At 60.6% G+C, this 25,027-nt stretch carries 26 protein-coding genes; 15 read left to right on the plus strand and 11 right to left on the minus strand.

Annotated features, from left to right (window positions below; translation table 11 throughout):
* Positions 1–151 precede the first annotated feature (151 nt).
* The gene (gene gloA, locus GIW48_RS10530) at positions 152–673 is read left to right on the plus strand and encodes a lactoylglutathione lyase (RefSeq protein WP_017135498.1); all 522 of its coding nucleotides are present in this window, start codon (positions 152–154) and stop codon (positions 671–673) included.
* A 105-nt stretch (positions 674–778) separates the two neighbouring features.
* Here the strand turns inward: gloA and ahpF are convergent, their stop codons facing one another.
* From ahpF to GIW48_RS10545, 3 genes are all read right to left on the minus strand, one after another.
* Complete coding sequence (gene ahpF / locus GIW48_RS10535; protein WP_138452488.1) at positions 779–2,344, minus strand: alkyl hydroperoxide reductase subunit F; 1,566 nt, start codon at positions 2,342–2,344, stop codon at positions 779–781.
* Between the two features lie 127 nt (positions 2,345–2,471).
* On the minus strand, positions 2,472–3,035 hold the full coding sequence (gene ahpC / locus GIW48_RS10540) for an alkyl hydroperoxide reductase subunit C (protein ID WP_010210361.1): 564 nt from the start codon (positions 3,033–3,035) through the stop codon (positions 2,472–2,474).
* 133 nt (positions 3,036–3,168) lie between these two features.
* Positions 3,169–4,101, minus strand: coding sequence for a site-specific integrase (locus GIW48_RS10545; RefSeq protein ID WP_017135496.1), 933 nt, complete (start codon positions 4,099–4,101; stop codon positions 3,169–3,171).
* A 170-nt stretch (positions 4,102–4,271) separates the two neighbouring features.
* Between GIW48_RS10545 and GIW48_RS10550 the strand changes: the two genes are divergently transcribed.
* The gene (locus GIW48_RS10550) at positions 4,272–5,279 is read left to right on the plus strand and encodes a DNA-binding protein (RefSeq protein ID WP_099549864.1); all 1,008 of its coding nucleotides are present in this window, start codon (positions 4,272–4,274) and stop codon (positions 5,277–5,279) included.
* Here GIW48_RS10550 and gorA read toward each other — a convergent pair whose 3' ends face one another.
* Together gorA and galU are read right to left on the minus strand one after the other, a co-directional pair.
* A complete protein-coding gene (gorA, locus tag GIW48_RS10555; protein WP_236461626.1) occupies positions 5,280–6,638 on the minus strand; it encodes a glutathione-disulfide reductase in 1,359 nt (452 codons plus the stop codon).
* A gap of 97 nt (positions 6,639–6,735) precedes the next feature.
* The gene (gene galU, locus GIW48_RS10560; protein ID WP_003212579.1) at positions 6,736–7,575 is read right to left on the minus strand and encodes a UTP--glucose-1-phosphate uridylyltransferase GalU; all 840 of its coding nucleotides are present in this window, start codon (positions 7,573–7,575) and stop codon (positions 6,736–6,738) included.
* A 308-nt stretch (positions 7,576–7,883) separates the two neighbouring features.
* Between galU and GIW48_RS10565 the strand changes: the two genes are divergently transcribed.
* Both GIW48_RS10565 and GIW48_RS10570 read left to right on the plus strand, forming a co-directional pair.
* Positions 7,884–8,072, plus strand: a complete 189-nt coding sequence (locus GIW48_RS10565; RefSeq protein ID WP_017135493.1) for a hypothetical protein — start codon at positions 7,884–7,886, stop codon at positions 8,070–8,072.
* A 144-nt stretch (positions 8,073–8,216) separates the two neighbouring features.
* Positions 8,217–8,501, plus strand: coding sequence for a hypothetical protein (locus GIW48_RS10570; RefSeq protein WP_017135492.1), 285 nt, complete (start codon positions 8,217–8,219; stop codon positions 8,499–8,501).
* Positions 8,502–8,510: 9 nt separating this feature from the next.
* Here the strand turns inward: GIW48_RS10570 and GIW48_RS10575 are convergent, their stop codons facing one another.
* Both GIW48_RS10575 and GIW48_RS10580 read right to left on the minus strand, forming a co-directional pair.
* On the minus strand, positions 8,511–8,741 hold the full coding sequence (locus tag GIW48_RS10575; protein ID WP_017135491.1) for a hypothetical protein: 231 nt from the start codon (positions 8,739–8,741) through the stop codon (positions 8,511–8,513).
* Positions 8,742–8,951: 210 nt separating this feature from the next.
* Positions 8,952–9,302, minus strand: a complete 351-nt coding sequence (locus GIW48_RS10580; RefSeq protein WP_065929976.1) for a hypothetical protein — start codon at positions 9,300–9,302, stop codon at positions 8,952–8,954.
* A 213-nt stretch (positions 9,303–9,515) separates the two neighbouring features.
* On the opposite strand from GIW48_RS10580, the gene GIW48_RS10585 reads away from it, so the two are divergent.
* From GIW48_RS10585 to GIW48_RS10635, 11 genes are all read left to right on the plus strand, one after another.
* Positions 9,516–9,818 carry a DUF1883 domain-containing protein gene (locus GIW48_RS10585; RefSeq protein ID WP_003173824.1) on the plus strand — a complete coding sequence of 101 codons (303 nt, stop codon included), beginning with the start codon at positions 9,516–9,518 and terminating at the stop codon, positions 9,816–9,818.
* A 26-nt stretch (positions 9,819–9,844) separates the two neighbouring features.
* Positions 9,845–10,003 carry a hypothetical protein gene (locus GIW48_RS10590; protein ID WP_017135489.1) on the plus strand — a complete coding sequence of 53 codons (159 nt, stop codon included), beginning with the start codon at positions 9,845–9,847 and terminating at the stop codon, positions 10,001–10,003.
* 3 nt (positions 10,004–10,006) lie between these two features.
* Positions 10,007–10,672, plus strand: coding sequence for a DNA oxidative demethylase AlkB (gene alkB, locus GIW48_RS10595; RefSeq protein WP_176992268.1), 666 nt, complete (start codon positions 10,007–10,009; stop codon positions 10,670–10,672).
* Between the two features lie 75 nt (positions 10,673–10,747).
* Positions 10,748–11,800: a bifunctional DNA-binding transcriptional regulator/O6-methylguanine-DNA methyltransferase Ada gene (gene ada / locus GIW48_RS10600; RefSeq protein ID WP_169985897.1), complete on the plus strand. Its 1,053-nt coding sequence runs from the start codon at positions 10,748–10,750 to the stop codon at positions 11,798–11,800.
* 280 nt (positions 11,801–12,080) lie between these two features.
* The gene (locus GIW48_RS10605) at positions 12,081–13,145 is read left to right on the plus strand and encodes an NAD(P)H-dependent flavin oxidoreductase (RefSeq protein ID WP_176992270.1); all 1,065 of its coding nucleotides are present in this window, start codon (positions 12,081–12,083) and stop codon (positions 13,143–13,145) included.
* A gap of 113 nt (positions 13,146–13,258) precedes the next feature.
* Complete coding sequence (gene modA, locus GIW48_RS10610; protein ID WP_236461630.1) at positions 13,259–14,032, plus strand: molybdate ABC transporter substrate-binding protein; 774 nt, start codon at positions 13,259–13,261, stop codon at positions 14,030–14,032.
* Positions 14,029–14,715, plus strand: a complete 687-nt coding sequence (gene modB, locus GIW48_RS10615; protein ID WP_169986425.1) for a molybdate ABC transporter permease subunit — start codon at positions 14,029–14,031, stop codon at positions 14,713–14,715. The genes modA and modB overlap by 4 nt, the downstream gene beginning before the upstream one ends.
* Before the next feature lie 5 nt (positions 14,716–14,720).
* On the plus strand, positions 14,721–15,800 hold the full coding sequence (modC, locus tag GIW48_RS10620) for a molybdenum ABC transporter ATP-binding protein (RefSeq protein ID WP_236461633.1): 1,080 nt from the start codon (positions 14,721–14,723) through the stop codon (positions 15,798–15,800).
* Positions 15,801–15,874: 74 nt separating this feature from the next.
* The gene (locus GIW48_RS10625) at positions 15,875–16,915 is read left to right on the plus strand and encodes a DNA topoisomerase IB (RefSeq protein ID WP_099549872.1); all 1,041 of its coding nucleotides are present in this window, start codon (positions 15,875–15,877) and stop codon (positions 16,913–16,915) included.
* A 133-nt stretch (positions 16,916–17,048) separates the two neighbouring features.
* Positions 17,049–18,683, plus strand: coding sequence for an ABC-F family ATP-binding cassette domain-containing protein (locus GIW48_RS10630; RefSeq protein WP_236462717.1), 1,635 nt, complete (start codon positions 17,049–17,051; stop codon positions 18,681–18,683).
* Between the two features lie 69 nt (positions 18,684–18,752).
* On the plus strand, positions 18,753–19,457 hold the full coding sequence (locus GIW48_RS10635; protein WP_017135480.1) for a YoaK family protein: 705 nt from the start codon (positions 18,753–18,755) through the stop codon (positions 19,455–19,457).
* A 145-nt stretch (positions 19,458–19,602) separates the two neighbouring features.
* Here the strand turns inward: GIW48_RS10635 and GIW48_RS10640 are convergent, their stop codons facing one another.
* From GIW48_RS10640 to GIW48_RS10655, 4 genes are all read right to left on the minus strand, one after another.
* The gene (locus GIW48_RS10640; protein ID WP_017135479.1) at positions 19,603–19,956 is read right to left on the minus strand and encodes a hypothetical protein; all 354 of its coding nucleotides are present in this window, start codon (positions 19,954–19,956) and stop codon (positions 19,603–19,605) included.
* 314 nt (positions 19,957–20,270) lie between these two features.
* Positions 20,271–23,792, minus strand: coding sequence for a molybdopterin cofactor-binding domain-containing protein (locus tag GIW48_RS10645; RefSeq protein ID WP_236462714.1), 3,522 nt, complete (start codon positions 23,790–23,792; stop codon positions 20,271–20,273).
* Positions 23,789–24,280: a (2Fe-2S)-binding protein gene (locus GIW48_RS10650; protein ID WP_017135477.1), complete on the minus strand. Its 492-nt coding sequence runs from the start codon at positions 24,278–24,280 to the stop codon at positions 23,789–23,791. The genes GIW48_RS10645 and GIW48_RS10650 overlap by 4 nt, the downstream gene beginning before the upstream one ends.
* A gap of 143 nt (positions 24,281–24,423) precedes the next feature.
* The gene (locus GIW48_RS10655; protein ID WP_026013564.1) at positions 24,424–24,858 is read right to left on the minus strand and encodes a MarR family winged helix-turn-helix transcriptional regulator; all 435 of its coding nucleotides are present in this window, start codon (positions 24,856–24,858) and stop codon (positions 24,424–24,426) included.
* Positions 24,859–25,027 lie beyond the last annotated feature (169 nt).

Here is a 25,027-nt window from a genome sequence, read left to right on the forward strand (position 1 = left end):
CACCCTTGGCTCGCAAGGGCTGAGTAACCTTTTTCATTTGGCTCGGCCGGCAACGCTTGCGTATCATGGCGGTGCGGCACGGATGCCGGCCGCAAGCCAAGGGACCACTCAAGTCACGAGTCGCGTTTGCCCCATTTTTTCTGGAGGGCCCATGAGCCTGCACGATCTGAACACTTTCCCGGGCGTCACCGCCCAACCTGACACCGCCACGTCGAACTTCGTGTTCAACCACACCATGCTGCGGGTCAAGGACATCACCAAATCGCTGGACTTCTACACCCGCGTATTGGGCTTTTCCCTGGTTGAAAAGCGTGACTTCCCGGAAGCCGAATTCAGCCTCTACTTTCTGGCCCTGGTGGACAAGGCCCAGATTCCAGCCGACGCCGCCGCGCGCACGCAGTGGATGAAGTCGATCCCTGGCATCCTCGAACTGACCCACAACCACGGCACCGAAAACGACGCCGACTTTGCTTACCACAACGGCAATACTGACCCGCGTGGCTTTGGCCATATCTGCATTTCGGTGCCGGATATTGTCGCCGCTTGCGAGCGTTTTGAAGCCTTGGGCTGTGATTTCCAGAAGCGCCTGAGCGATGGCCGCATGAAAAGCCTGGCGTTCATCAAAGACCCGGATGCTTACTGGGTTGAGATTATTCAGCCGGCGCCGCTGTAAGCGTTCTGCGTGACGCGGAGCGTCACCGGATGCATTCCCACGTAGAACGTGGGAACGAGAAAACCCCATGATCACTCATGGGGTTTTTTATTTTCGCAGCCGGATTTAAGCGGGTGCCGAGGTACGGATCAGGTGATCAAAAGCACTCAGCGAAGCCTTCGCGCCCTCGCCTACCGCAATCACGATCTGCTTGTACGGCACGGTCGTCACGTCACCGGCAGCAAACACGCCCGGCAGTGAAGTTTCGCCACGCGCATCGACGATGATCTCGCCGCGCGGGGTCAATTCCACCGTGCCCTTGAGCCAGTCGGTGTTGGGCAACAAGCCGATCTGAACAAAGATGCCTTCCAGGTCGATGGTCTTGAACTCGCCGCTGTCACGATCCTTGTACGCCAGACCGGTGACCTTCTGGCCATCGCCTTTGACTTCACTGGTCAATGCGCTGGTGATCACATCCACGTTCGGCAGGCTGTAGAGCTTGCGCTGCAACACGGCATCGGCGCGCAACTTGCTGTCGAACTCGAGCAAGGTCACGTGGCTGACGATACCGGCCAGGTCAATGGCTGCTTCAACGCCGGAGTTACCACCGCCGATCACTGCCACACGCTTGCCTTTGAACAACGGGCCGTCGCAATGCGGGCAGAAGCACACGCCGCGGGCCTTGTATTCCTGCTCGCCCGGCACACCCATCTCGCGCCAGCGGGCACCGGTGGCCAGAATCACGGTTTTGGACTTGAGGGTCGCACCGCTTTCAAAGCGAATTTCGTGCAAGTCACCGGTATTTTTTGCCGGGATCAGGCGGCTGGCACGCTGCAGGTTCATAATGTCTACGTCGTACTGACGCACATGCGCCTCCAGGGCGCTGGCCAGTTTCGGCCCTTCGGTCTCCTGCACGGAGATGAAGTTCTCGATGGACATAGTGTCCAGCACCTGGCCGCCGAAACGCTCAGCTGCCACGCCGGTGCGAATACCTTTGCGTGCGGCGTAGATAGCTGCGGCAGAACCGGCTGGGCCACCACCGACCACCAACACATCAAAAGCCTCTTTGGCGCTGATTTTCTCGGCGGCCTTTTCGATACCGCTGGTGTCGAGCTTGGCGAGGATCTCTTCCAGGCCCATGCGGCCCTGGCCAAAGTTCACACCATTGAGGTACACACTGGGCACTGCCATGACCTGGCGTTCATCGACTTCAGCCTGAAACAGCGCGCCGTCGATGGCGACGTGGTGGATGTTCGGGTTAAGCACGGCCATCAGGTTCAGCGCCTGAACCACGTCAGGGCAGTTCTGGCACGACAGCGAGAAGTAGGTCTCGAAGCTGAACTCGCCTTTCAAGGCACGAATCTGTTCAATCACTTCGACACTGGCCTTCGACGGGTGGCCACCGACTTGCAGCAGGGCCAGCACCAGCGAAGTGAATTCATGGCCCATGGGGATGCCGGCAAAACGCAGGCTGATATCGGCACCCGGGCGGTTGATGGAGAACGACGGCTTGCGCGCATCATTGCCATCGGTTTTGAGGGTAATCAGCGTGGTGAGGCTGGTTACGTCCTGTAACAGGGCAAGCATTTCCTGGGATTTCGCACCGTCGTCGAGGGAGGCGACGATCTCGATCGGCTGGGTGACCCGTTCCAGGTATGACTTCAACTGAGCTTTAAGATTGGCGTCCAACATACGGGCGATTTCCTGTTAATTCGGTTTATTGCAGACAAAAAAACGCCCGAGCGAATCTCGCCCGGGCGTTTTGAGGGCGGTGCAGCTTACTTAAGGTGCGGCAACCCGCCCTTGATGTTTCACAGACTTAGATCTTGCCGACCAGGTCCAGGGACGGAGCCAGAGTAGCCTCGCCTTCTTTCCACTTGGCTGGGCAGACTTCGCCCGGGTGAGCAGCGACGTACTGAGCGGCCTTGATTTTGCGCAGCAGCTCGGAAGCGTCACGGCCAACACCGCCGTCGTTCAGTTCAACGATCTTGATTTGACCTTCCGGGTTGATCACGAAGGTGCCGCGGTCTGCCAGGCCAGCTTCTTCGATCAGCACGTCGAAGTTGCGCGAGATGGTCAGGGTTGGGTCGCCGATCATGGTGTACTGGATTTTGCCGATGGCTGGCGAAGTGTTGTGCCAGGCAGCGTGGGCAAAGTGGGTATCGGTGGACACGCTGTAGATTTCGACGCCCAGTTTCTGGAATTCGGCGTAGTTGTCAGCCAGGTCTTCCAGTTCGGTTGGGCAAACGAAGGTGAAGTCGGCTGGGTAGAAGAAGACTACGGACCATTTGCCTTTCAGGTCAGCGTCCGATACGTCTACGAAGTTGCCGTTTTTGTAGGCGGTCGCTTTGAACGGTTTTACTTGGCTGTTGATGATAGGCATCGGTGACTCTCCGTCAGTGGTTGAAAAGTTGATGAGATGAATCCTACTCACTCTTTCCGTCGGTGGCTCATTGGCAAACCTGATGCTGACGATTGGTTTTCCCTATCAGGTATCTGTATTAATAGAAGAAATCTCAAAGCAGCGGTGGAGTCGCCAAGGTCATGCCCAAAAAGGGTGTCGCTTCAACATAGCGCATGGCGGATTTCATGTCGCTCCAGCCGACGTAACTCATCAGCGACTTGATGTCCCAGCCACTGCGATGGGCCCAGGTGGCGAAACCGCGGCGCAGCGAGTGACTGGTGTATTGATCAGCCGGAATGCCCGCACGCTCCAGAGCCTGGCGCAGCAGCGGGATCACGCTGTTGGGGTGCAGCCCCTCCTCGCCCAGGTTGCCCCAGCGATCAATCCCCCGAAACACCGGCCCCCGCACCAGGGCCGAGGCACTTAGCCAGTCGCTGTAGGCCTGCACCGGGCACAAGCGCAGCAGCGCCGGCGTCTGGTAGGTTTTGCCGAGGTTGTCGCGGTCACTTTTGCTGCGCGGCAGGTACAGACTGATGCCGGCGCCGGGCACCGCTTGCACGTGTTCGATGCTCAGGCGACATAACTCGTCGCTGCGAAAGCCGCGCCAGAAGCCCAGCAGGATCAACGCAGTGTCGCGCTTGGCGCGCAGCAAGCGCGGCTGATCCCGCGCTTCAATGGCCTGCCTGGCTTCAACCTCAAGTGATGCCACCACCTGTTCAAGGTGCTTGAGCTGCAAAGGTTCGGCCTGCTTCTCCCGTGCCGGGTGCACCGCCCGAATGCCCTTGAGCACCTTGCGCACCACCGGCGCCTTGGTCGGGTCCGGGAAACCCTGGCTGGTGTGCCACTGCGCCAGCGCCGAGAGCCGCAGCTTCAAGGTGTTGACCGCCAGCACCCCGGCATGGGCCACCAGGTAGCGCGCCACGCTGTCGCTGGTGGCTGGCAGGAACCCGCCCCAACTCACTTCGAAATGCTCGAGGGCTGCGCGATAGCTGCGCCGCGTGTTGTCGCGGGTGGCGGCGTTGAGGTAACGGTCCAGGTCGCTCATGAAAGGCCTATTCGTACTGCTGGCGGGTGTATTAACGGTTAAAACGGCTCTGACACGGGATAATACGCCAATATCCCATCTGTTAAATCATGAATTTAAACGGGTTTTTATTCATGATAAAGTATGTATCTACATACCATGTACCACAGTACTAAATCGACGGAGACTTCATGGCGCGCGGCGGCATAAACAAAGCAGTGGTTCAAACGGCACGCCTGGCGATCCTGGCCCGTGGCGAAAACCCGAGCATCGACGCGGTGCGCATCGAGATGGGCAATACCGGCTCGAAAACCACGATTCATCGCTATTTGAAGGAACTCGATGACAGCGAAACCCGGCTGACCATTACCCAGGCGCCCATCGACGATGAACTGGGCGAGTTGGTAGCACGGCTGGCTCAACGCCTTAAAGACAAGGCCCAGGAGCCGATTGACGCGGCACTGGCGCAGTTCGAGCAGCAAAAAGCCGCCCTGCTCGCCCAGGTGCAAACGCTTGAAGAAGCCCATGGCCAGCTCAAGCAGCAATTGGATATCCAGGCCGCCGCACTGGCCGAAGAAAGCGCCGCCTTGCAGACCGCCAGCACCAGCCTGCAAACCGAACAAACTCGCAATGCGGGGCTCAGCCAAGCGTGCAGCGATTACGAGTTGCGCATGAATGACAAGGACGAGCAGATTCGCTCGCTGGAAGACAAACACTTGCACGCCCGCGACGCGCTTGAGCACTACCGCAATGCGGTGAAGGAGCAACGCGAGCAAGAGCAACGGCGCCATGAAGGCCAGCTGCAGCAGGTGCAGGCCGAGCTGCGCCAGGCGCAACAAAGCGCCATGGTGCGCCAGGATGAGATCACCCAGCTGCATCGCGATAATGAGCGGCTACTGATCGAGCACCGCGTGACCAGCAAGGAACTGACCGCCCTGCAGGAGCAATCACGCAAGGAACAGGCGCAGCAGCAAACACTCAGCGAACAGCTGGGCCGCATGGAAAGCGAACGCACCCTGCTTCAGGAGCGCTTGCGGGTTGCGGTAGAGGAAAGTCAAGCGCGCCAGGCAGCGCTGAGTGAGCAACAGCAGGTGAGCAAAACCCTGGAACTGGACCTGATCAAGGCCCAGGCCAGTATCGAGGCATTGCGCCTGGCGGCCGTCGTTGCAACGCCGCCAGAGGCAACCGCCGACGCCTGATCAGCCCGCTACAGGCGTGCGCATGGTGACGAACTCTTCCGCCGCCGTAGGGTGCACGCCGATGGTTTCATCGAAATGCTGCTTGGTCGCGCCGGCCTTGAGCGCGATCGCCAGGCCCTGGACGATCTCACCCGCATCCGGCCCGACCATGTGGCAGCCCAGGACCTTGTCGGTGTCGGCGTCGACCACCAGCTTCATCAGGGTTTTTTCCTGGCAATCGGTCAACGTCAGCTTCATCGGCCGGAAGCGGCTTTCGAAGATCTGCACGTTATGGCCGTTTTGCTTCGCATCTTCTTCGCTCAGGCCCACGGTGCCGATATTCGGCAGGCTGAACACCGCGGTCGGGATCATCGCGTAATCCACCGGGCGGTATTGCTCAGGCTTGAACAGCCGACGCGCAACCGCCATGCCTTCGGCCAGCGCGACGGGCGTCAATTGCACCCGCCCGATCACATCGCCGATGGCCAGGATCGAGGCTTCGGCGGTCTGGTACAGGTCGTCGACTTCGACAAAGCCACGCTCATCCAATTTGACGCCGGTGTTTTCCAGCCCCAGGTTGTCGAGCATCGGGCGGCGGCCGGTGGCGTAGAACACGCAATCGGCTTCGAGCACGCGGCCGTCTTTTAGGGTGGCCTTGAGGCTGCCGTCAGCCTGTTTGTCGATGCGCTCGATATCGGCATTGAATTGCAGGTCGAGGCCGCGCTTGGTCAGCTCTTCCTTCAGGTGCGTGCGCACTGCGCCGTCAAACCCGCGCAGAAACAGGTCGCCGCGATACAGCAAGGTTGTGCGCGCGCCCAAGCCATGGAAGATGCCCGCAAACTCGACGGCAATGTAGCCGCCGCCCACTACCAGCACGCGCTTGGGCAGCTCTTTGAGGAAGAACGCCTCGTTGGAGCCTATGGCGTGCTCACGGCCCGGGATTTCCGGGATCTGCGGCCAGCCGCCCGTCGCGATCAGGATGTGCCTGGCCGTAAAGCGCTCGCCATTGATCTCCACCTGGTGCGGATCAACCAAACGCGCATGCCCTTCGTGCAGGGTCACGCCACTGTTAACCAGCAGGTTGCGGTAGATGCCATTGAGGCGGTTGATTTCGCGGTCTTTGTTGGCGATCAGGGTCGCCCAGTCAAAGTTCGCTTCACCCAACGACCAGCCGAAACCGCTGGCCTGCTCAAAGTCTTCGGCGAAATGCGCGCCGTACACCAGCAGCTTTTTAGGCACGCAGCCAACGTTCACGCACGTACCACCCAGGTAACGGCTTTCAGCTACCGCCACCCTGGCGCCAAAACCCGCAGCAAAACGCGCCGCGCGAACACCGCCGGAACCGGCGCCAATTACATACAGATCAAAATCGTAGGCCATTTCACTCTCCTCGGCAGGGCACCAGCATACCGACTTACATGGGGCTGAAAAACGAAAAAGCCACCCGAAGGTGGCTTTTTGGGCGGGCTACCGTGAATCAGTAAGCCTTACCGGTCTTGTAGAAGTGCTCGTAGCAGAAGTTGGTGGCCTCAATGTAGCCTTCAGCGCCACCGCAGTCGAAGCGACGGCCTTTGAATTTGTAGGCGATCACGCAGCCATCTTTGGCTTGCTTGAGCAGGGCGTCAGTGATTTGAATCTCGCCGCCTTTGCCTGGCTCGGTTTCTTCGATCAGCTTGAAGATGTCCGGCGTCAGGATGTAACGACCGATAATCGCCAGGTTCGACGGCGCATCTTCCGGCGCTGGTTTTTCAACCATGTCACGCACGCGAATCAGGCCATCACCAATATCGTCGCCGGCGATCACGCCGTACTTGTTGGTTTCCTGAGGGTCGACCTCTTGAACAGCAACGATGGTGCAGCGGTATTTCTGGTACAGCTTGACCATCTGGGTCAGTACGCCGTCGCCTTCCAGGTTGACGCACAGGTCATCAGCCAGCACCACGGCGAACGGTTCGTCACCGATCAGCGGGCGGCCAGTGAGGATGGCGTGGCCAAGGCCTTTCATCTGGGTTTGACGGGTGTAGGAGAACGAGCACTCGTCGAGCAGTTTACGGATGCCGACCAGGTATTTTTCCTTGTCGGTGCCCTTGATCTGGTTTTCCAGCTCGTAGCTGATATCGAAGTGGTCTTCCAGCGCGCGCTTACCGCGGCCGGTAACAATGGAAATTTCGTTCAAGCCGGCATCCAGTGCCTCTTCGACGCCGTACTGAATCAGTGGCTTGTTCACCACCGGCAGCATCTCTTTGGGCATGGCTTTGGTCGCTGGCAAGAAGCGAGTGCCGTAACCGGCTGCTGGGAACAAGCATTTCTTGATCATATAAGTCCTTACAAAGGGCTGTGCGTACGGAATTCGGCGCAGTCTAATCAGGCCGCAGTCACCTTACAATGGGTCCTGCTGGCGTTGCGATGTCAACATAGAGAAAAAATGTGCGCGTAAGTTCCGCTGATCCTACGAAGAGCATTCACTCAGGGCGCGACATAACCAGCCATCGCCCCTTTGCTTACGAGCGCCTCAATGGTTTTAGCACGCTTTTCGCGGCAGGGCACTGACCTGCAACAACTTGCGCGCCTCGGGGCCAATTGGCGCTATCATTACTGGCTTGAACCAGACTACGAGATTGATAGATGTCAGAACCAAAAGGCGTAAACGGCTACCTGATCACCAAGCGTGCGGACGGCTGGCACCTGATCAACTTCCACGGCGACAGCGTCGCCGGGGTATTCGCGAGCGAAAGCATGGCCGTTGCGGTGGCTGAAGTGTTTGTGGACGAAGCCGGCCACGCATCGAGCAAGCGCCCCAAGGACAAAAAGTAAGCGTCATTGCTTGCGCACAAAGCCCCGGTCAACGGGGCTTTTTTGTGTTTGTCTGTACCTTGATGGCCGTTCGCTATAATCTTGCTACGAACGCCCCACGACAGTGTCTGCGCCCCTCCTACACCCTCGACGACGACCCAACACATGAACAAGATTCTGGCACTGACTGCGGCCCTGGCGCTGATGACCGGCTGCACCACCACGTCCGACACCTACCTGAAAAACGGCGAGCAAGGCCTGACCATCGACTGCTCGGGCGAGGCCAATTCATGGGCCAGTTGCTACGAAAAAGCTGACGCTTCGTGTGCGGGCACCGGTTACCGCATCGTCGGCACCGAAGGTACGCCGGCACTCAAGGAGAGCGACAAGACCCTGGGCAAAGACGTAGGCAACTTCAAGAGCCGCAGCGTCGTCGTGGTGTGCAAGTAATACTGCGTACTACAGATGAACCTCGGCGAACTTGAGCCCCAGGCCACGCAAGGTCTCGATCAGGTCATCCAGGCGCGGGAATGACTCAACCTCATCCTGATCGTCGACCAGAAAGTAACTGCGGCCGCCGCTCTTCTTGAAAAATACGATCCACTCGCCCAGGTCGGCGGGGTTCTGGATAACATGGGTGGCCGATATTTGGCCTTCGGCATGTCGGGCTTTGACGTGTTCTCGTTTCATGACGGGCTTTCCAGGAAGGACTAATGCCGCGCAAACTCAAAGTTTGAGCGGCATCTTTGCATTGAATGGCCGACAGTTTAACGGATGCCCTGCCCGATCAGCACTCCCTCTACAAGCGACAACACCCGAATAAACGCAAAAAAAAGCCTGACGCTGCAACGGCAGGGTCAGGCTTTTTTATCGGGTTCAGTACGCGGATAAACCAAAGGCTCAGCCGGAGATGCAATCCTCCCCGGCTTTCTTGATGTCGCCTGGGCGAATCGGCACATTTGACATGCTTTCATAGAGCTTGATACTGCTGCCGCTGGAGCGTTCTTCGATCTCGAAGATCGCCGAAGGGTCGGCCGAGAATTTCTGCGGAACAATCACCTGTACACCGTCCTTATGCGGCTCAATCTGCGGCGGCCGACGCGTCGCCTCCAGTTTTCGGACCACACAGGCAGCATATTCAGGCGGTTTTTTGCCTGAAATAACCACCAGGGTTGGCGGGGTCTGCTTGATATCTGCAACCGAAGCACATCCACCTAACGCCAAGGCCAGAACCAACACACTCCACTTCATACTTAAACCTCCGATAAAGACCCTACGACCGCGAAGAGAGGAAATTTCTCCCGCCCATGTGGGATTTATCTCTGAAAACTTGGGAAATAACTGTTTTAAATTGTCGAAGTCGTCGACGACGACCCGATAATAATCGCGTCAGGGCTGATAAACTCTATCTTAACCTACGTATCATTCTGATTTTTCAGAAAAAGCCCTTCTGGAGACACCCCCATGAAATTCATCCACCAGCGCGAGCACCTCAACGAGGGCGACATCGTTGTCATCGAATGCTCGCAGACCTGCAACATTCGCCTGATGAGCGATGCCAATTTCCGCAGTTTCAAGAACGGTGGCCGCCACACTTACCACGGCGGCGCGTTCGACAAATTCCCGGCAAAAATCACCGCACCCAGCACCGGGTTCTGGAACATTACCCTGGATGTGGTCACGCGCCGCGCCATCAGCGTGACCCGCAAACCTGCGTTGTCCCACAAGATTCGCATTGTTCGCCGCACCAGCACCAAACTGAGCTGAGCCGAACCCTCGACAGGAAAACCGCTGTGACTAAATACGTTATGAAGTACAAGCTCAATGGCGAACGTCGCTTTGAATTCGCCCTGCTGCAATCGGGAAGCGTTGAAGAAGCCAAAGAAGCCCTGGCAAAAATCCACGATGCCACCGATGAAATCACCGACATCACCGTGAGCAAGGCCCTGTAACCCATGCCAGGCCCGACGACTGATCTGTTCGCTGAGGATGCCTTGCAGCAACCGGCGGGGCGCGAGCAGATTGGCGAAGAGTCCTACGTACTCAGGGGCTTCGCCCTGCCCTGGATTGAACGCCTGCTGCCTGAACTGCGACGGGTGTTGGCCCAATCGCCGTTTCGACAAATGGTCACACCCGGCGGCTTCACCATGTCGGCCGCACTCAGCAGTTGCGGCACATTGGGTTGGACCACCGACAGCACCGGCTACCGCTACAGCCCGATTGACCCCCGCAATCAGCAGCCCTGGCCGGCTATGCCCGAAACGTTGCGTGAACTGGCCACGCTTGCCGCAGCCGAAGCTGGCTTCAGCGCATTTGCCCCGGATGCCTGCCTGATCAACCGCTATGTGCCGGGCGCCAAGATGTCCCTGCATCAGGATAAAAACGAACGCGCCTATAGCGCCCCTGTGGTTTCAGTCTCTCTGGGCCTGCCGGCGATCTTCCTGTTTGGCGGCCATGAGCGCAGCAGCAAAACTCAAAAAGTTTCACTGTTCCACGGCGACGTGGTGGTCTGGGGCGGCGTTGATCGCTTGCGTTTTCATGGGGTGATGCCGATTAAAGAGGGCGTGCATCCGGTCATGGGCCCGCAGCGCATCAACCTGACCTTTCGCACCGCTGGCTAATTTGACCGCAAGCTTCAGAGTGCCGGCCATCTGCAACGCGGTTAATCTGGCCGTGATCCGTCAAGAGTGCAGGCCATGACCACCGAACAAGACCCCCGCTGGGCCGCCATCGTCGCCCGTGATGCCAAGGCTGACGCCGTGTTTGTCTACGGCGTTAAAACCACCGGCGTGTATTGCCGCCCCAGCAGCGCCTCGCGATTGCCACGCCCGGAGAACATCGAATTCTTCGACACCCCTGCCCAGGCTGAAGCGGCGGGTTATCGCCCAAGCAAACGCGCGGCCGGCGACCAGACTCAATTGGCGGCCCTCCACGCCCAACGGGTGGCCGAGGCGTGCCGGCAGATCGAGCAGGCCGAAACCGCGCCCAGCCTGGAAGCACTCGCCAGTGGCGCCGGGCTGAGTTCATTCCATTTTCATCGCATATTCAAAGCGGTGACCGGCCTGACGCCCAAGGGATATGCCAGCGCCCTGCGTTCGCGCAAAGTTCGCCACGGCCTCAAGGGCGAGCATTCAGTGACCGATGCGTTGTATGACGCGGGCTTTAATTCCAACAGCCGCTTTTATGAATCAGCCAACCGACTGCTCGGCATGAAGCCCAGCGACTACAAAGCCGGCGGCACCAACAGCACGATTTTGTTTGCCGTGGGCCAATGTTCACTTGGGGCGATTCTGGTGGCGCAAAGCCAACGCGGCGTGTGTGCGATTTTATTGGGCGATGACCCGGACACCTTACTGCGCGACCTGCAAGACCAGTTCCCCAAAGCCGAACTGGTCGGCGCAGATCATGAGTTCGAACAATTGATCGCTCAGGTCGTGGGTTTTATCGAAGCCCCTGCCCTGGGGTTGAATTTACCCCTGGACCTGCGCGGCACCGCCTTTCAGGAACGGGTGTGGCAGGCACTGCGCGACATCCCGGTGGGCAGCACCGCCAGCTACGCGCAGATTGCTGTGCAGATCGGCGCACCCAAATCGTTTCGCGCGGTGGCCCAGGCCTGTGGCGCCAACAGCCTGGCGGTGGCGATTCCCTGCCACCGCGTGGTGCGCAGTGACGGGGCGTTGTCGGGCTACCGCTGGGGCGTAGAACGCAAGCGGCAACTGCTGGAGCGCGAACAGTCGGTGAAACGCTAGCGAACACCGATACACACCAGCGCCACATCGTCAGCCTGATACATTTCGAATGTCAGTCACAAAGACAGCCTCACGCTGTACCCGGCGTTCCAGGCGTTTTTTCAAGGCCACGCAGGCGACAACGCGAACGCCGGGCGCATCCATGCGGTGTTGGGGCACGCCATCGACGCATGGCAGCGCACGAAATTACCCCCTCGTCCAGTGAATAAAACAGACTGGCCGGGTGCCAATGGCCCTGTTAAAACAGCGCAAAGTCTTATTCACGCTGGAGACGCATCCCATGAGCACCTGGCCAGACACCCGAATTCTCGACCTGCTGGGCATCGACGTGCCTATCATCCAGGCCCCGATGGCCGGCGCCACCACCACAGCGATGGTCATCGCCGCCAATCAAGCCGGCGCCTTGGGCTCGATGCCCGCCGCAGCGCTGAGCATCGAGCAACTGCGCGACGCCTTGAACACCATTCGCCAGGCCAGCGCGAGCCCGATCAACGTCAATTTCTTCTGCCATCAACCGCCAGCAGCTGATAACGCGCGTGACCACCGTTGGAAAACGTTGCTGGAGCCCTACTACCGCGAGCTGGGCGCTGATTTTGATGCACCAACACCGGTGTCCAACCGTGCGCCGTTCGACGAAGCCGCCTGCAAAGTCGTCGAAGAATTTCGCCCCGAGGTGGTGAGTTTTCACTTTGGGCTACCGGAAAAAGCCTTGCTCGACCGGGTAAAAGCCACCGGCGCCAAGGTGCTGTCCTCGGCCACCACCGTTGAAGAAGCCATTTGGCTCGAACAGCATGGCTGCGATGCAATCATCGCGATGGGCATTGAAGCCGGTGGGCACCGAGGGATTTTCCTCAGTGACGACCTCGACACCCAAATCGGCTTGATGGCGCTGGTGCCGCAAATTGTCGACGCGGTGAAGGTGCCGGTGATCGCCGCAGGCGGCGTTGGCGATGCACGCGGCATCGTCGCGGCATTGGCCCTGGGTGCCTCGGCCGTGCAAATCGGCACTGCGTACCTGTTTACTCCCGAAGCCAATGTCAGCGTGTCCCACCACTATGCCTTGCGCCATGCCCAGGCCAGCGAAACCGCGCTGACCAACCTGTTCACCGGCCGCCCGGCGCGCGGCATCGTCAACCGGGTGATGCGCGAACTCGGTGCGATCAACCCGTCTGCCCCCGCATTCCCCACTGCCGGCGGCGCCTTGATGCCGCTCAAGGCCAAGGATGAAGCCGGCTTCAGCAACCTGTGGGCAGGCCAGGCGCTGCGTCTGGGTAGAGATATTTCTACGTATGACTTGACCCGCCAGTTGGCCGAACAGGTGCTGGCCAAGCTCAAGCGCCACTGACACTTGGGGCAACTTTGCACTGTACCGGCAATGGCCAACCGCTATATATTCCCATACATAGCGGTAAGTCCTTCTACCTATAACAAGCCGTACAACCCCCAAGGAGCTGCTTCATGACGATCCGCGCCTCACGCCTGGCCCCTACTGCCCTGGCCACCCTGATTGCCGCTTTTACTTTTGGCTCAGCCCACGCCGATGAAGTCCAGGTGGCTGTCGCCGCCAACTTCACCGCGCCGATCCAGGTGATTGCTGCCGATTTCGAAAAAGACACCGGCCACAAACTGGTCGCCGCCTACGGCGCTACCGGCCAGTTCTATACCCAGATCAAGAACGGTGCGCCGTTCGAAGTGTTCCTCAGCGCCGATGACACCACCCCGCAAAAACTTGAAACCGAAGGCGATACGGTCAAAGGTTCGCGCTTCACCTACGCAGTCGGCACCCTGGCGCTGTGGTCGGCCAAAGAAGGTTACGTGGATGCCAAAGGCGAGATGCTGAAGAAAAACGACTTCAAACACCTGTCCATCGCCAACCCGAAAGCGGCACCTTATGGCCTGGCGGCCACTCAAGTGCTGGCTAAAGAAGGCTTGACCGAGCAGGTCAAGGACAAGCTGGTCGAAGGCCAGAACATCACCCAGGCGTATCAGTTCGTGTCCACCGGCAACGCCGAGCTGGGCTTTGTGGCGCTGTCGCAGATCTACAAGGACGGCAAGGTCACCAGCGGCTCGGCGTGGATCGTCCCGGCGGCCATGCACGACCCGATCAAACAAGACGCGGTCATCCTCAACAAGGGCAAGGACAGCGCTGCCGCCAAAGCCTTGGTTGAATACCTCAAGGGGCCAAAAGCCGCTGCCGTGATCAAGTCCTACGGTTACGAGCTGGCTAACTGAATATGCCGCTGTCGAGTGCCGATTTTTCCGCCATCTGGTTGACCATCAAACTGGCGTCACTGACGACTGTGATCCTGCTGATCATCGGCACTCCGATCGCCCTGTGGCTGTCGCGCACCCACTCCTGGTGGCGCGGCCCCATAGGCGCGATTGTCGCGTTGCCGTTGGTGTTGCCACCGACGGTCATCGGCTTTTACCTGTTGTTGACCATGGGTCCCAACGGCTACTTCGGCCAGTTGACCCAATGGCTGGGCCTGGGCACCCTGACCTTTAGCTTCGCCGGGCTGGTGATCGGCTCGGTGATCTATTCCATGCCGTTTGTGGTGCAGCCGTTGCAAAATGCCTTCTCCGCTATCGGCACGCGCCCATTGGAAGTGGCGGCGACGCTGCGTGCCAACCCATGGGACACGTTTTTCACGGTGATCCTGCCCCTGGCCCGCCCCGGCTTTATCACCGCCTCGATTCTTGGCTTTGCCCACACCGTCGGTGAGTTCGGCGTGGTGCTGATGATCGGCGGCAATATCCCCAACAAAACCCGCGTGGTCTCAGTGCAGATCTACGACCACGTCGAAGCCATGGAATATGCCCAGGCGCACTGGCTGGCCGGCTCCATGGTGGTGTTCGCTTTTCTCGTATTGCTGGCGCTCTATTCCAGCCGTAAAACCAAGATGGGCTGGAGCTGACCGCCATGATTGATGTACGCCTGAACGTGAAGTACCCAGGCTTCGCCCTGGACGTGGACCTGCACCTGCCCGGCCGTGGCGTGACCGCGCTCTACGGGCATTCCGGCTCAGGCAAGACCACTTGCCTGCGCTGTATCGCCGGGCTTGAGCGCGCTGAAGACGGGTTTATCCAGGTCAACGAAGAGGTCTGGCAAGACAGCCGTAACGGCGTGTTTGTGCCGCCGCATAAGCGCGCACTGGGGTATGTGTTCCAGGAAGCGAGTCTGTTTCCCCACCTGTCGGTGCGTGCCAACCTGGAGTTCGGCCTCAAGCGTATTGCCCGCCCGCTTCGCCGTGTGGACATGGCCCAGGCCGCCGAACTGCTGGGCATTGGCCACTTGCTTGAACGCCACCCGCAGCACTTGTCCGGCGGCGAACGTCAGCGCGTCGGCATCGCCCGCGCATTGCTCACCAGCCCGCAGTTGTTGTTGATGGATGAGCCGCTCGCGGCCCTGGACAGCAAGCGCAAAAGCGAGATCCTGCCCTACCTCGAACGCCTGCACGATGAGTTGGATATTCCGGTGCTGTACGTCAGCCATGCCCAGGATGAAGTGGCGCGCCTGGCCGATCACATCGTGCTATTAAGCGACGGCAAGGCGCTGGCCAGCGGCCCCATCGGCGAAACCCTGGCTCGCCTGGACTTGCCGATGGCGCTGGGCGATGACGCCGGCGTGGTCATCAATGGCAGCGTGATTGCCTACGATGAACACTATCAACTGCTCACCCTGCAATTGCCCGACAGCCCGTTGCAAATGCGCGTGGCTCACGCTCCGCTGGCGTTGGGCAAACCGTTGCGGGTCAAGGTGCAAGCACGCGACGTCAGCCTCAGCCTGCACGCCGAAGAAGCCAGCAGCATCCTCAACCGCCTGCCGGTGACGGTCACCCAGGAAATAGCGGCGGACAACAGCGCCCACGTGCTAGTGCGCCTGGATGCCGGCGGTACGCCACTGCTGGCGAGGATTACCCGCTTCTCCCGCGATCAGTTGCAACTGCATTCGGGCCAGGTGTTGTGGGCGCAAATCAAGGCGGTGGCCGTACTGGCGTAAGTATTTGGCACGCGCGTAAAACCCTGCGGTCAATCAGGTATACCGGCCTGATCTGTTGCCAAGGAACTTGCACCATGCCCGACTCTGCGCTGCCTGCCGACCTGCCCCGCGACCTGCATTATGTTGACGACACCCAACCCGGCATCCGCCGTAAAAAACTGCGCGGCACGTTTCAGTATGTCGACCCCAAAGGCCAGCGCATCACCGATGCCGATGAAATCAAGCGCCTGAATGCGTTGGCCGTACCACCGGCCTACACCGACGTGTGGATCTGCGCCGACCCGCGCGGCCACCTGCAAGCCACCGGCCGTGATGCGCGGGGCCGCAAGCAGTACCGCTATCACAGCCGCTGGCGCGAAGTGCGCGACACCGACAAATACTCGCGCCTGCAAGAGTTCGGCAAGGCCTTGCCCAAATTACGCAAACAATTGGAAGCGCAAATCGCCGCGCCTGGGTTCACCCGTGAAAAAGTCCTGGCCACCGTGGTGATGCTGCTGGACGCCACATTGATCCGCGTCGGCAACACCCAATATGCCCGCGACAACAAATCCTACGGGCTGACCACCCTGCGCAACCGCCATGTGGACATCAAGGGCAGCGAAATCCAGTTCCAGTTTCGCGGCAAGAGTGGCGTCGAGCACCAGGTCAGCGTCAAGGACCGGCGCCTGGCCACGGTGGTCAAGCGTTGCCTTGAACTCCCGGGCCAGAATCTGTTTCAGTACCTGGACGAAGACGGCGAGCGCCACACCGTCAGTTCCCACGACGTGAATGCCTATTTGCACAGCCTCACCGGCGCCGATTTTACCGCCAAGGACTACCGCACCTGGGCCGGCACGGCGATGGCCCTGGCGGTGTTGCGCGAATTGGAATGGCAGCCCGAATCCGATGCCAAGCGGCATGTGGTGGCGATGGTCAAGGATGTTGCCAAGCAGTTGGGCAATACGCCAGCAGTGTGCCGCAAGTGCTATATCCACCCGGCGGTGTTGGAGCATTTCAGCCTGGGCGAGCTGTCCAAGCTGCCCAAGCCACGGATGCGCAAAGGCCTTAAAGCCGAAGAAGTCGCGCTGGCGATGTTCCTGGAGCAATTGGCCGCCGACTTGCCCAAGCACGCCTAGCTGAGTTAGCCTGCGGGTCCTTTCTGACTCACGGGATGAGCGCCGACGTGAACAACTAAGCCTTCCAGAATGTATTTGCAACGAGCCGCCTGGCGCGCTTGTTGGCCTGTTCGACATTTTTTTGGAGGTGCTGATGACTGACGTCAAACGCCTGCCCGTATTGGTTTCCCTGCAACACGTGTCGTTCCAGTTCGCCAATGGCGAAACCTTGCTGGACGACCTCACCCTGTCCATTGATTACACACCCACCGGGATTGTCGGCCGTAATGGTCGCGGCAAAAGTATCCTGGCGCGCTTGCTGGCCGGCGTACTTGCGCCCTCTTGCGGTACGCTCGATGGCAAGGCCCGCGTAGCCTACGTCGCACAGAGCCTGACGCTGCAACCGGGAGCAAGCCTTGCGCAGATCACCGGTACTGCCCAGGCATTGGCCGCGCTTGAGCGCATGGCCCGCGGCGAGGCCTGGGCCGGTGACCTTGAGCTGATTGACGATCGCTGGGACCTTGCCGAACGCTTGCGTGCCGCACTTGATGACGCGGGTTTACACGCACTCGGTTTTGAAGCCCCAGCCACTCAACTGAGTGGCGGCCAACTGGCCAGGGTTGTCGTAATCGGTGCGCTATTGGCCGCGCCGGATCTGCTGGTACTGGATGAGCCCACCAACCACCTCGACAGCCATGGGCGCGAGTGGCTGCTGCGGGTTTTGAGCAACTGGCGCGGCGGCTTGGTGGTGGTCAGCCATGATCGACAGCTGCTCAATACCCTGGCGCGTATCGTCGAACTGTCGCCCCTTGGCATGCGTGTGTATGGCGGCAATTACGCTGCCTATCGCCAGCAGCGCGATACCGAACAACACGCTGCCGCCATGGCACTTGAGCATGCTCGCCTGCAACGCAACCGCGAGCGCAAGCGCCTGCAAAAGGATCACGACAGCCTGCAACGCAATGCCGCACGCTCACGCAAGCATGCCGAAACCGCCAACGTTGATCGCTTTACCAAAGCCCGCTGGAAAGGCGCCGCCACGGAAATCGTCAGCACGGTGCGCAGCGCTCACCACGCCTATAAAAATGAGCTGGATGGGCAGGTGCGCCAAGCCTATGCGCGTGTCGTCGATGAAACCCCCACGTTGCTCGCCCTGCCCGGCTCGGCCTTGCCCAACGGCCGCCACGTACTCACCCTGGAAAATGCCCAACTGCCGTGGCTCGACCCACACCAGCCAGCCACTTACCTGACGCTCAACTTGAACGGCCCGGTACGCGTGGCCGTGCGTGGGCCAAACGGTTGCGGCAAGTCCACGCTGCTCAAGCTGCTGGCCGGCCAATGGCAAGCGGTCAGCGGCGCCTGCACGGTGTCGATACCCGCCGCGTATATCGATCAGCACCTGGCGCTGCTGATGGATGAGCGCTCCATCGTCGAACAACTCAACCTGCTCGACACGCCCCTGGCCGAAGCCGAGCTGCGCACGCGCCTGGCCTTGTTGCAACTGGACGCCCTGCGCGTCACCCAGCCCACCGGCCAACTGAGCGGTGGCGAACGCTTGAAAGCCGCCATGGCGATCGCCTTGTGGCGCGATGCCCCGGCGCAACTGCTATTGCTGGACGAGCCCACCAACCATCTGGACCTGGAATCGGTACTGGCCTTTGAACAGGCGCTGCGCGGGTTTAGCGGGGCCATTGTTGCGGTGTCCCATGACGAGGCGTTCATTAACGCGATCCGGCCGACCCACCACTTGATCTGGCAGCACACCGGCTGGCGACTGGAAAGTGCCTGAGGTCATTGCATGCACCGCCAAAGCGTCCTACGGTAGTGGCCGAATAATCTCACCGCGGAGCCCGATCCTATGTTGCCTTCGTCCCAAAGGCTTTATGCCAATGCAGCGCTTGCCCATCGCCAACGCTGGCGCGGGCGGGTCGGCTTGATGCTGGTGGCCAGCCTGTCGGTGCTGGCGGGCATGACCGATGCGATTGGCTTTATGGCCAGCGGGGATTTTGTTTCATTCATGAGCGGCAACACCACGCGCCTGGCGGTGGCAATCAGCGCCGGTGACCTGGGCCTGACCGGGCGCCTGCTGTTGCTGGTGGCGGTATTTGTGCTGGGCAACGCCTTGGGGGTGGTGGTCAGCCGCTTCAGCCGCCGGCATGCGCTGCCTTTGCTGCTGTGCATCGCCGCCTTGTTGTGCGGCGCGGCGCTGTGGCCCTTCGACGATACGTTGCCGGCGCTGCTGGCGGCGATCCTGGCCATGGGCATGCTCAATGCGGCCGTGGAAGAGGTCAACGGTTTGCCGGTGGGCCTGACCTATGTGACCGGCGCGCTCTCACGTTTTGGTCGCGGGTTGGGGCGCTGGATAATGGGGGAGCGGCGTAACGGTTGGCGGGTGCAACTGGTGCCGTGGGTCGGCATGTTCGTGGGCGCCGTGATCGGCGCGGTGCTGGAGCACCAGCTCGGGCTCAAGGCGCTGCTGGTGAGTGGCGCATTGGCCGCCGTGCTGGGGCTGGTGTCACTGAAGATTCCCCGGCGCTGGCACTTGGGCTACATGCCGCGATAGGAAGGAAACGAGGCCCGCTCGACGATCAGGCCTCGACGTCCGTGTACTGGTAAAGAGCCATCGCGTCGAGCGAGCGGGAGGAATAATAAGCCAATGTCCGGCGGCTGTCCCGCCGGGCATTTCCGAAAAATGCTAAGGAGACAGCCTACAGACAGGTGGCCAGTGCGGCCAACCGCCGCTTGGCCGGCATCGTGTCCTGGGCGGCATAGTATTTGACGCTGGAGCCGCCACCGGCTACGCGCACATCGGCAAAGTAGTCACCGCCCGTGGTGTAGACGGTAAAACCGCCTGTTTCGAGCGGCTCTTTGAAGCCACCGGCATCCACGCCGAACACGGCCTCGTCCTGCCAGCCGAACTGGATGCATTGGGCAACCACCAATGTGGCCTTGTCCGACGCAAGGGTCTTGTAGGGCTGGCCGCTGCGCGCGTCCTTCATCTTCGAGCCCGCACAGCCAGACAGTGCGGCCACTGTCAATGCGCCAATTACCAGCTTTCGCATGCCATCGCTTCCTTGAAAAAAATGCGACTCTACCACTCTCCGGTGATTGTCTGATGCCTGCATGAATTTTGTTTCACTGTAAAAGGGGCGCCTGGCACCTATAGTCGGCAGGCTCATTTTTAAGAAGTATCCCTTCTGCCCGCTCTCCCGCGGGCTTTTTTTTGCCTGGTTATTTTTAGTGATTTGTGGGGGCGATTTCAGATCAAGATCAAAAACGCAGATCAAGAGACCGCTGACTTCGCCGGCGAAAAGGATGCAAGGGCCAGAGCAACAGCAACAGCAGAGCCAGCTCCCACAGTTTTAACCGCGTTCTGTCAGTGCGTGCCGGGGTTAGCGCGCAAGTGCGCTACCTTTTGTTCCAGGCCTTTCCACGCCGGCGCATTCGGCGCAAATTGCCCGCGCAGGTAGTCGACCAGATCCGCCACCTGGCCATTCGACAGGCTGTCCTTGAAGCCCGGCATATACCCCAAGTCCTGGGTCGCCGGGCTGCTGATCCCTTGCAAAATCACCTTGATCAAATTATCCGGCTGGTCGCTGAACACATTGGTATTGGTCGCCAATGACGGGCTCACCCCGAACAGCTTCGGCCCCAGGCCATCGGCATGACAGGCTTTGCATGAGCCTTCGAATACACGTCGGCCATTGGGGTTGGGCAGCGACACCGTCGCCACCGTTTGCGCCTCGGCAGTGGCCTCGCCATTAAGTGACGCCAGGTACACCGCCATCGCACGAATATCGGCCTTGGGCAGCTTTGACAACTCACTCACCACCGGCCCCATCGGGCCAGCCGCCACGCCATGGGCATCGGAATAGCCAGTGCTCAGGTAGTTGAACAACTGGTCCTCGGTCCACGGCGTCGGTGCCTTGGACAAGCCCGTCAACGCGGGCGCCTCCCAGCCATCGACCATGCCCCCGGCCAGAAAGGATTTGCCGCCCTTCTGCGCGCCCATCAGGTTGCGCGGCGAGTGGCACGCGGCGCAGTGCCCGAGGCCATTGACCAAGTAATTGCCGCGATTCCATTGCTCGCTGCGCTCAGGCTGCGGGGTGATTTCACCACGCCGCAGGTTCAGTGCATTCCAGCCGGCCATCAATGGTCGGATATTGAACGGAAAGCGCATGGCATTCGGCGTCGGCGCCTGGCTGACCGGCGCCTGGGACATCAGGTAGGCATACAACGCCTGCAGGTCGGCATCATTGATATTGCGAAACGCCGTGTAGGGAAATGCCGGGTACAGGTTGCGTCCATCGCGGCCAATGCCGTCACGCATCGCCCGCTCGAATGCCGGGTAGGACCAGGCGCCGATGCCGGTTTTTACGTCTGGGGTGATATTGCTGCTGTACAGCGTGCCGAACGGCGTTTGCATCGCCAGGCCGCCGGCATTGGTCGCGCCACCCGGCGCGGTATGGCACACCGCGCAATCGCCGACAGCCGCCAGCAAGCGCCCGCGTTCCAGGGTGGCCTTGGACCAGGTGCCCGCGCCGGGCGGCGCAATCGGTGCGATTTCAGGGTGAAACGGCCAAGCGGTGGCCAGCGCTGCGCCCAAGGTGGCAAACAGTGCACCGAACCACCACTTTCTGCGTTTTTCCGGCGACTTGGCAGGCTCGCCAAGGCTGCCTGCATTCAGCGCCGCCAATACCCGTTCGGGCGTTATCGGCAGCTCGCGAAAACGAATGCCGGTGGCGTCATAGATCGCATTGGCAATCGCCGCCGCACTCGGCACCGAAGCCGACTCACCGGCGCCCATGGGCGGCTGGTCCTGGCGCGGCATCATCAGCACGTCGATCCTGGGCACTTCGGGGAAGGTCAGGATCGGGTAGCCGCCCCACTCCTTGCTCGCCACCGTCGACTCCTCAAAGGTCACCCGCTCCTTGAGCACACGGCTGGTGGACTGGATCACATTGCCGTGGATCTGATGCTGCACGCCCGCCGGGTTGATCATCATCCCCGAGTCATGGCCGATCACCACCCGCGTCACCGACACATCGCCGGTGTGTTTGTCGATCGCCACGTCCGCCACCCACGCCGCCCACGCCGCGCCGAAACCGGGGAACTTGCTGTGGATATAGCGCGCATAGGCAAAACCGCGACCGCGTAACAGGTGGTCTTCGTTGGCGGTTTGCATCGGCGCCGTGCGCGGTGACCAGTTGGCACGTTCGGCGGTGGATTTGACCAGCTCGATGGCGCGCTCGTCCTTGAGGTAACGCAGGCGGTATTCCACCGGGTCGACGCCCGCGGCAAACGCGAGTTCGTCGATATAGGATTCATGCGCAAAGGTGTTGGGCAGCGCCGATACGCCGCGCATCCACGAGGCGCGCACGATGGGTGCCATGTCGTTGATAGTCACGCGCATATCGTCGATGGCATAGGGCGGGATCGAGGTGCGGTCGCCCATCTCGAACATCGCCGCCACCGGCTCCACCCGGCCAGTCAGCAACAGCGCCAGGGTCGGCGCGCCGTTGGACGGGTAGCTGGTTTCAAAGTCATAGGCGGCAATGCTGCCGTCGGCATTGAGCCCGCCGTCAACATCCATCAACTGCGCGGTGCCCTTGGGTTCCCACAGGTGTTCCTGTTCGCGGGTCAGTTGCACGCGCACCGGCTTGCCCACCGCGCGCGACAGCAGCAAGGCATCGGCGCACACATCGTCCGCACAGTTGCGCCCGTAACAGCCGGCGGCTTCCATGCGGATCACGTCGATCAGCGCTTCGTCGCATTCCAGCAACCACGCAAGGTCTGCGCGCAGCAGGTGCGGGTTCTGGCTGCCCGACCACACGCGGCTGCCGGTTGCTTGATAGTCCGCCACGCCGCACGAAGGCCCGATCGAACCATGCATCTGGTACGGCCACAAATAGCTGCGCGGCATGCGCTGGCTGGCGCCCGCCAAGGCTTCGTCGACGTTGCCCTGATCGAGCACCGTGCGGCGTACCCGTGGGTTGTCGCGGATGGCCTGCTCGACATCGCTCATGTCCGGCAAGGCGTTGTTCCACGGTTTCCAGTGCACCTGGAGTTCGTGGGCGGCCTTGATCGCCTGTTCTTCGCGCATCGCCACTACACCGACAAAATCGCGAATCACCACCACCGCGACAATGCCGGGGATATGCGCGATGGACGCCTCATCCACACTCAGCAGGCTGTTGCCGACAAACTCACCGCAGTCGAGCCCCGCATACGGCGGGCGTACCACGCGGCCATGGAGCATGTCCGGCACGCGCATGTCGTGCACATAGGTCAACTCGCCGGTGGCCTTGCCGGGAATATCCACGCGCGCGGCGCCCTTGCCGACCAGGCGGTAGTCCTCAACAGGTTTTAACGGCGCGTCACCGCTGATGCGCAACTGGTCATGCTGGCCGCTGACCAACTCTGCGTAGGTCGTGGTGCGCCCGTCGGCAGCGTGGACAACCCCGGCTTCAACCTTGAGGCTGCCCGTGCTCACGCCCCAGCGTCCCGCTGCGCGCGCGAGCAAAAAGCGCCGGGCTTCGGCGGCCGCGTTACGCAGCGGGATCGCCGAAATCTGCAAGGTCGCGCTGGCGATGGTTGCACCCTGGTTGGGCGCACGCTCGGTATCGCCCAGAACCATCTTGACCTGCTCCATGCTCAGGTCCAGCTCTTCGGCCACAATCTGCGCCAGCGACGTGCGAATGCCGGTGCCCAGGTCCACATGGCCGTTAAAGGCATACACCAGGCCGTCATCGTTTACCGCAATGAACAACCCCAGTTCCTTGGGTTTCACGGTCGGTGTGCCGCCCTTGGCCACCGGGCCTGAAGGTGGCAGTACATCATCGACAATCAATAAGACGCCCGACTTGGCCAGCCATTGGTCACGGGAAATATCAGTCATGGTCGGCCTTCCACGCTCAAGAGGTGCGCAGCACGCAGTACGGCGCGCAGGATTTCGATATGGGTGCCGCAGCGGCACAGGTTGCCCGACAACTCATTGCGCACCTGGGCTTCGCTGGGGTTGGGGTTGCGGTCGAGCAACGCCTTGGCAGTCATGATCATGCCGTTGAGGCAATAACCGCATTGTGCCGCCTGCTCCTCGATAAAGGCTTGCTGCACGGGGTGCGGCGCCTGGCGTGTGCCGAGCCCTTCAAGGGTGACAATCTCGCGCCCGGTTGCACCCGCCAGCGGAAACACGCACGAGCGCGCCGCCACACCATCGATGATCACGGTGCACGCACCGCACTCGCCCAGGCCGCAGCCGTACTTGGGGCCGTTAAGCTGCAAGTCATTGCGCAACACCAGCAGCAGCGGCGTATCCGCCATCGCACTGACTTCGCGGATGTGGCCGTTGACCTTGAGGGCAACAGTGATGGGTGGGCTGATCATTCGCTTCGCCTGTATCAGTTGATGAAGCAATCACTACACGAAACAGCCAAAAAAAAGCGCCGCGGAGTTGGGGCCTCGCGACACACTTGGCACGTGAAGTGACTACTACATGAACTCAGAGCAAAAACGATGCCAGCGCCGGTTTATTCCTGCGGGTCGTCGATCATCTTGCGCAGCAGAAACAGCACCGCCACGCGCTCGGCGGGGTTGAGGTTGCTCATGGTCAGCTCGCTGATCTGCGCGGCACGCGGCGCGGTTTGCGCGACCAGTTCGGCGCCGGCTGGCGACAGGTCAACCACCACCTTGCGCTTGTCCTGGGGATCTGGTTCCAGGGTAATCAGCGCCTTGGCCTTGAGCCGCTCGACGATACCGCGAATGGTCGCCTGGTCGACGGCCGTGGCCTTGACCAGTTCGGTGAGGGAACTTGCACCGTGATCGCGCAGCGCACACAGGGTGACGAACTGCACGGCGGTGAGTTGTGAGTCGCCGACATTCTGCTGAAAAATCGCCAGGTGGCGCTGGTAGGCCTTGCGCAGCAGGTGGCCAACTTGTTCAGAGAAAACGTAGGAATCAGGCACGGCGTGGCTCGGTGGGTGATTAGCGATGGTCGGCATGATGGCGGGGATAGTGAACGGACTCAAGCCTCAAACTAAAGGAGCACGCTCAAACTGTGGGAGCTGGCTTGCCTGCGATAGCGCCGGATCAGCTAGCCGTGATGTGCCTGCCAGACCGTTATCGCAGGCAAGC

Origin of the sequence: Pseudomonas sp. PA-6-3C, assembly GCF_021605825.1 — a bacterium.
Lineage (GTDB): Bacteria > Pseudomonadota > Gammaproteobacteria > Pseudomonadales > Pseudomonadaceae > Aquipseudomonas > Aquipseudomonas edaphica.

What these genes read in the sequence shown, in the direction of transcription:
- gloA (WP_017135498.1), top strand. Translation starts at nt 152, where the DNA reads ATGAGCCTGCACGATCTGAACACTTTCCCGGGCGTCACCGCCCAACCT.
- ahpF (WP_138452488.1), bottom strand. Translation starts at nt 2,344, where the DNA reads ATGTTGGACGCCAATCTTAAAGCTCAGTTGAAGTCATACCTGGAACGG.
- ahpC (WP_010210361.1), bottom strand. Translation starts at nt 3,035, where the DNA reads ATGCCTATCATCAACAGCCAAGTAAAACCGTTCAAAGCGACCGCCTAC.
- GIW48_RS10545 (WP_017135496.1), bottom strand. Translation starts at nt 4,101, where the DNA reads ATGAGCGACCTGGACCGTTACCTCAACGCCGCCACCCGCGACAACACG.
- GIW48_RS10550 (WP_099549864.1), top strand. Translation starts at nt 4,272, where the DNA reads ATGGCGCGCGGCGGCATAAACAAAGCAGTGGTTCAAACGGCACGCCTG.
- gorA (WP_236461626.1), bottom strand. Translation starts at nt 6,638, where the DNA reads ATGGCCTACGATTTTGATCTGTATGTAATTGGCGCCGGTTCCGGCGGT.
- galU (WP_003212579.1), bottom strand. Translation starts at nt 7,575, where the DNA reads ATGATCAAGAAATGCTTGTTCCCAGCAGCCGGTTACGGCACTCGCTTC.
- GIW48_RS10565 (WP_017135493.1), top strand. Translation starts at nt 7,884, where the DNA reads ATGTCAGAACCAAAAGGCGTAAACGGCTACCTGATCACCAAGCGTGCG.
- GIW48_RS10570 (WP_017135492.1), top strand. Translation starts at nt 8,217, where the DNA reads ATGAACAAGATTCTGGCACTGACTGCGGCCCTGGCGCTGATGACCGGC.
- GIW48_RS10575 (WP_017135491.1), bottom strand. Translation starts at nt 8,741, where the DNA reads ATGAAACGAGAACACGTCAAAGCCCGACATGCCGAAGGCCAAATATCG.
- GIW48_RS10580 (WP_065929976.1), bottom strand. Translation starts at nt 9,302, where the DNA reads ATGAAGTGGAGTGTGTTGGTTCTGGCCTTGGCGTTAGGTGGATGTGCT.
- GIW48_RS10585 (WP_003173824.1), top strand. Translation starts at nt 9,516, where the DNA reads ATGAAATTCATCCACCAGCGCGAGCACCTCAACGAGGGCGACATCGTT.
- alkB (WP_176992268.1), top strand. Translation starts at nt 10,007, where the DNA reads ATGCCAGGCCCGACGACTGATCTGTTCGCTGAGGATGCCTTGCAGCAA.
- ada (WP_169985897.1), top strand. Translation starts at nt 10,748, where the DNA reads ATGACCACCGAACAAGACCCCCGCTGGGCCGCCATCGTCGCCCGTGAT.
- GIW48_RS10605 (WP_176992270.1), top strand. Translation starts at nt 12,081, where the DNA reads ATGAGCACCTGGCCAGACACCCGAATTCTCGACCTGCTGGGCATCGAC.
- modA (WP_236461630.1), top strand. Translation starts at nt 13,259, where the DNA reads ATGACGATCCGCGCCTCACGCCTGGCCCCTACTGCCCTGGCCACCCTG.
- modC (WP_236461633.1), top strand. Translation starts at nt 14,721, where the DNA reads ATGATTGATGTACGCCTGAACGTGAAGTACCCAGGCTTCGCCCTGGAC.
- GIW48_RS10625 (WP_099549872.1), top strand. Translation starts at nt 15,875, where the DNA reads ATGCCCGACTCTGCGCTGCCTGCCGACCTGCCCCGCGACCTGCATTAT.
- GIW48_RS10630 (WP_236462717.1), top strand. Translation starts at nt 17,049, where the DNA reads ATGACTGACGTCAAACGCCTGCCCGTATTGGTTTCCCTGCAACACGTG.
- GIW48_RS10635 (WP_017135480.1), top strand. Translation starts at nt 18,753, where the DNA reads ATGTTGCCTTCGTCCCAAAGGCTTTATGCCAATGCAGCGCTTGCCCAT.
- GIW48_RS10640 (WP_017135479.1), bottom strand. Translation starts at nt 19,956, where the DNA reads ATGCGAAAGCTGGTAATTGGCGCATTGACAGTGGCCGCACTGTCTGGC.
- GIW48_RS10645 (WP_236462714.1), bottom strand. Translation starts at nt 23,792, where the DNA reads ATGACTGATATTTCCCGTGACCAATGGCTGGCCAAGTCGGGCGTCTTA.
- GIW48_RS10650 (WP_017135477.1), bottom strand. Translation starts at nt 24,280, where the DNA reads ATGATCAGCCCACCCATCACTGTTGCCCTCAAGGTCAACGGCCACATC.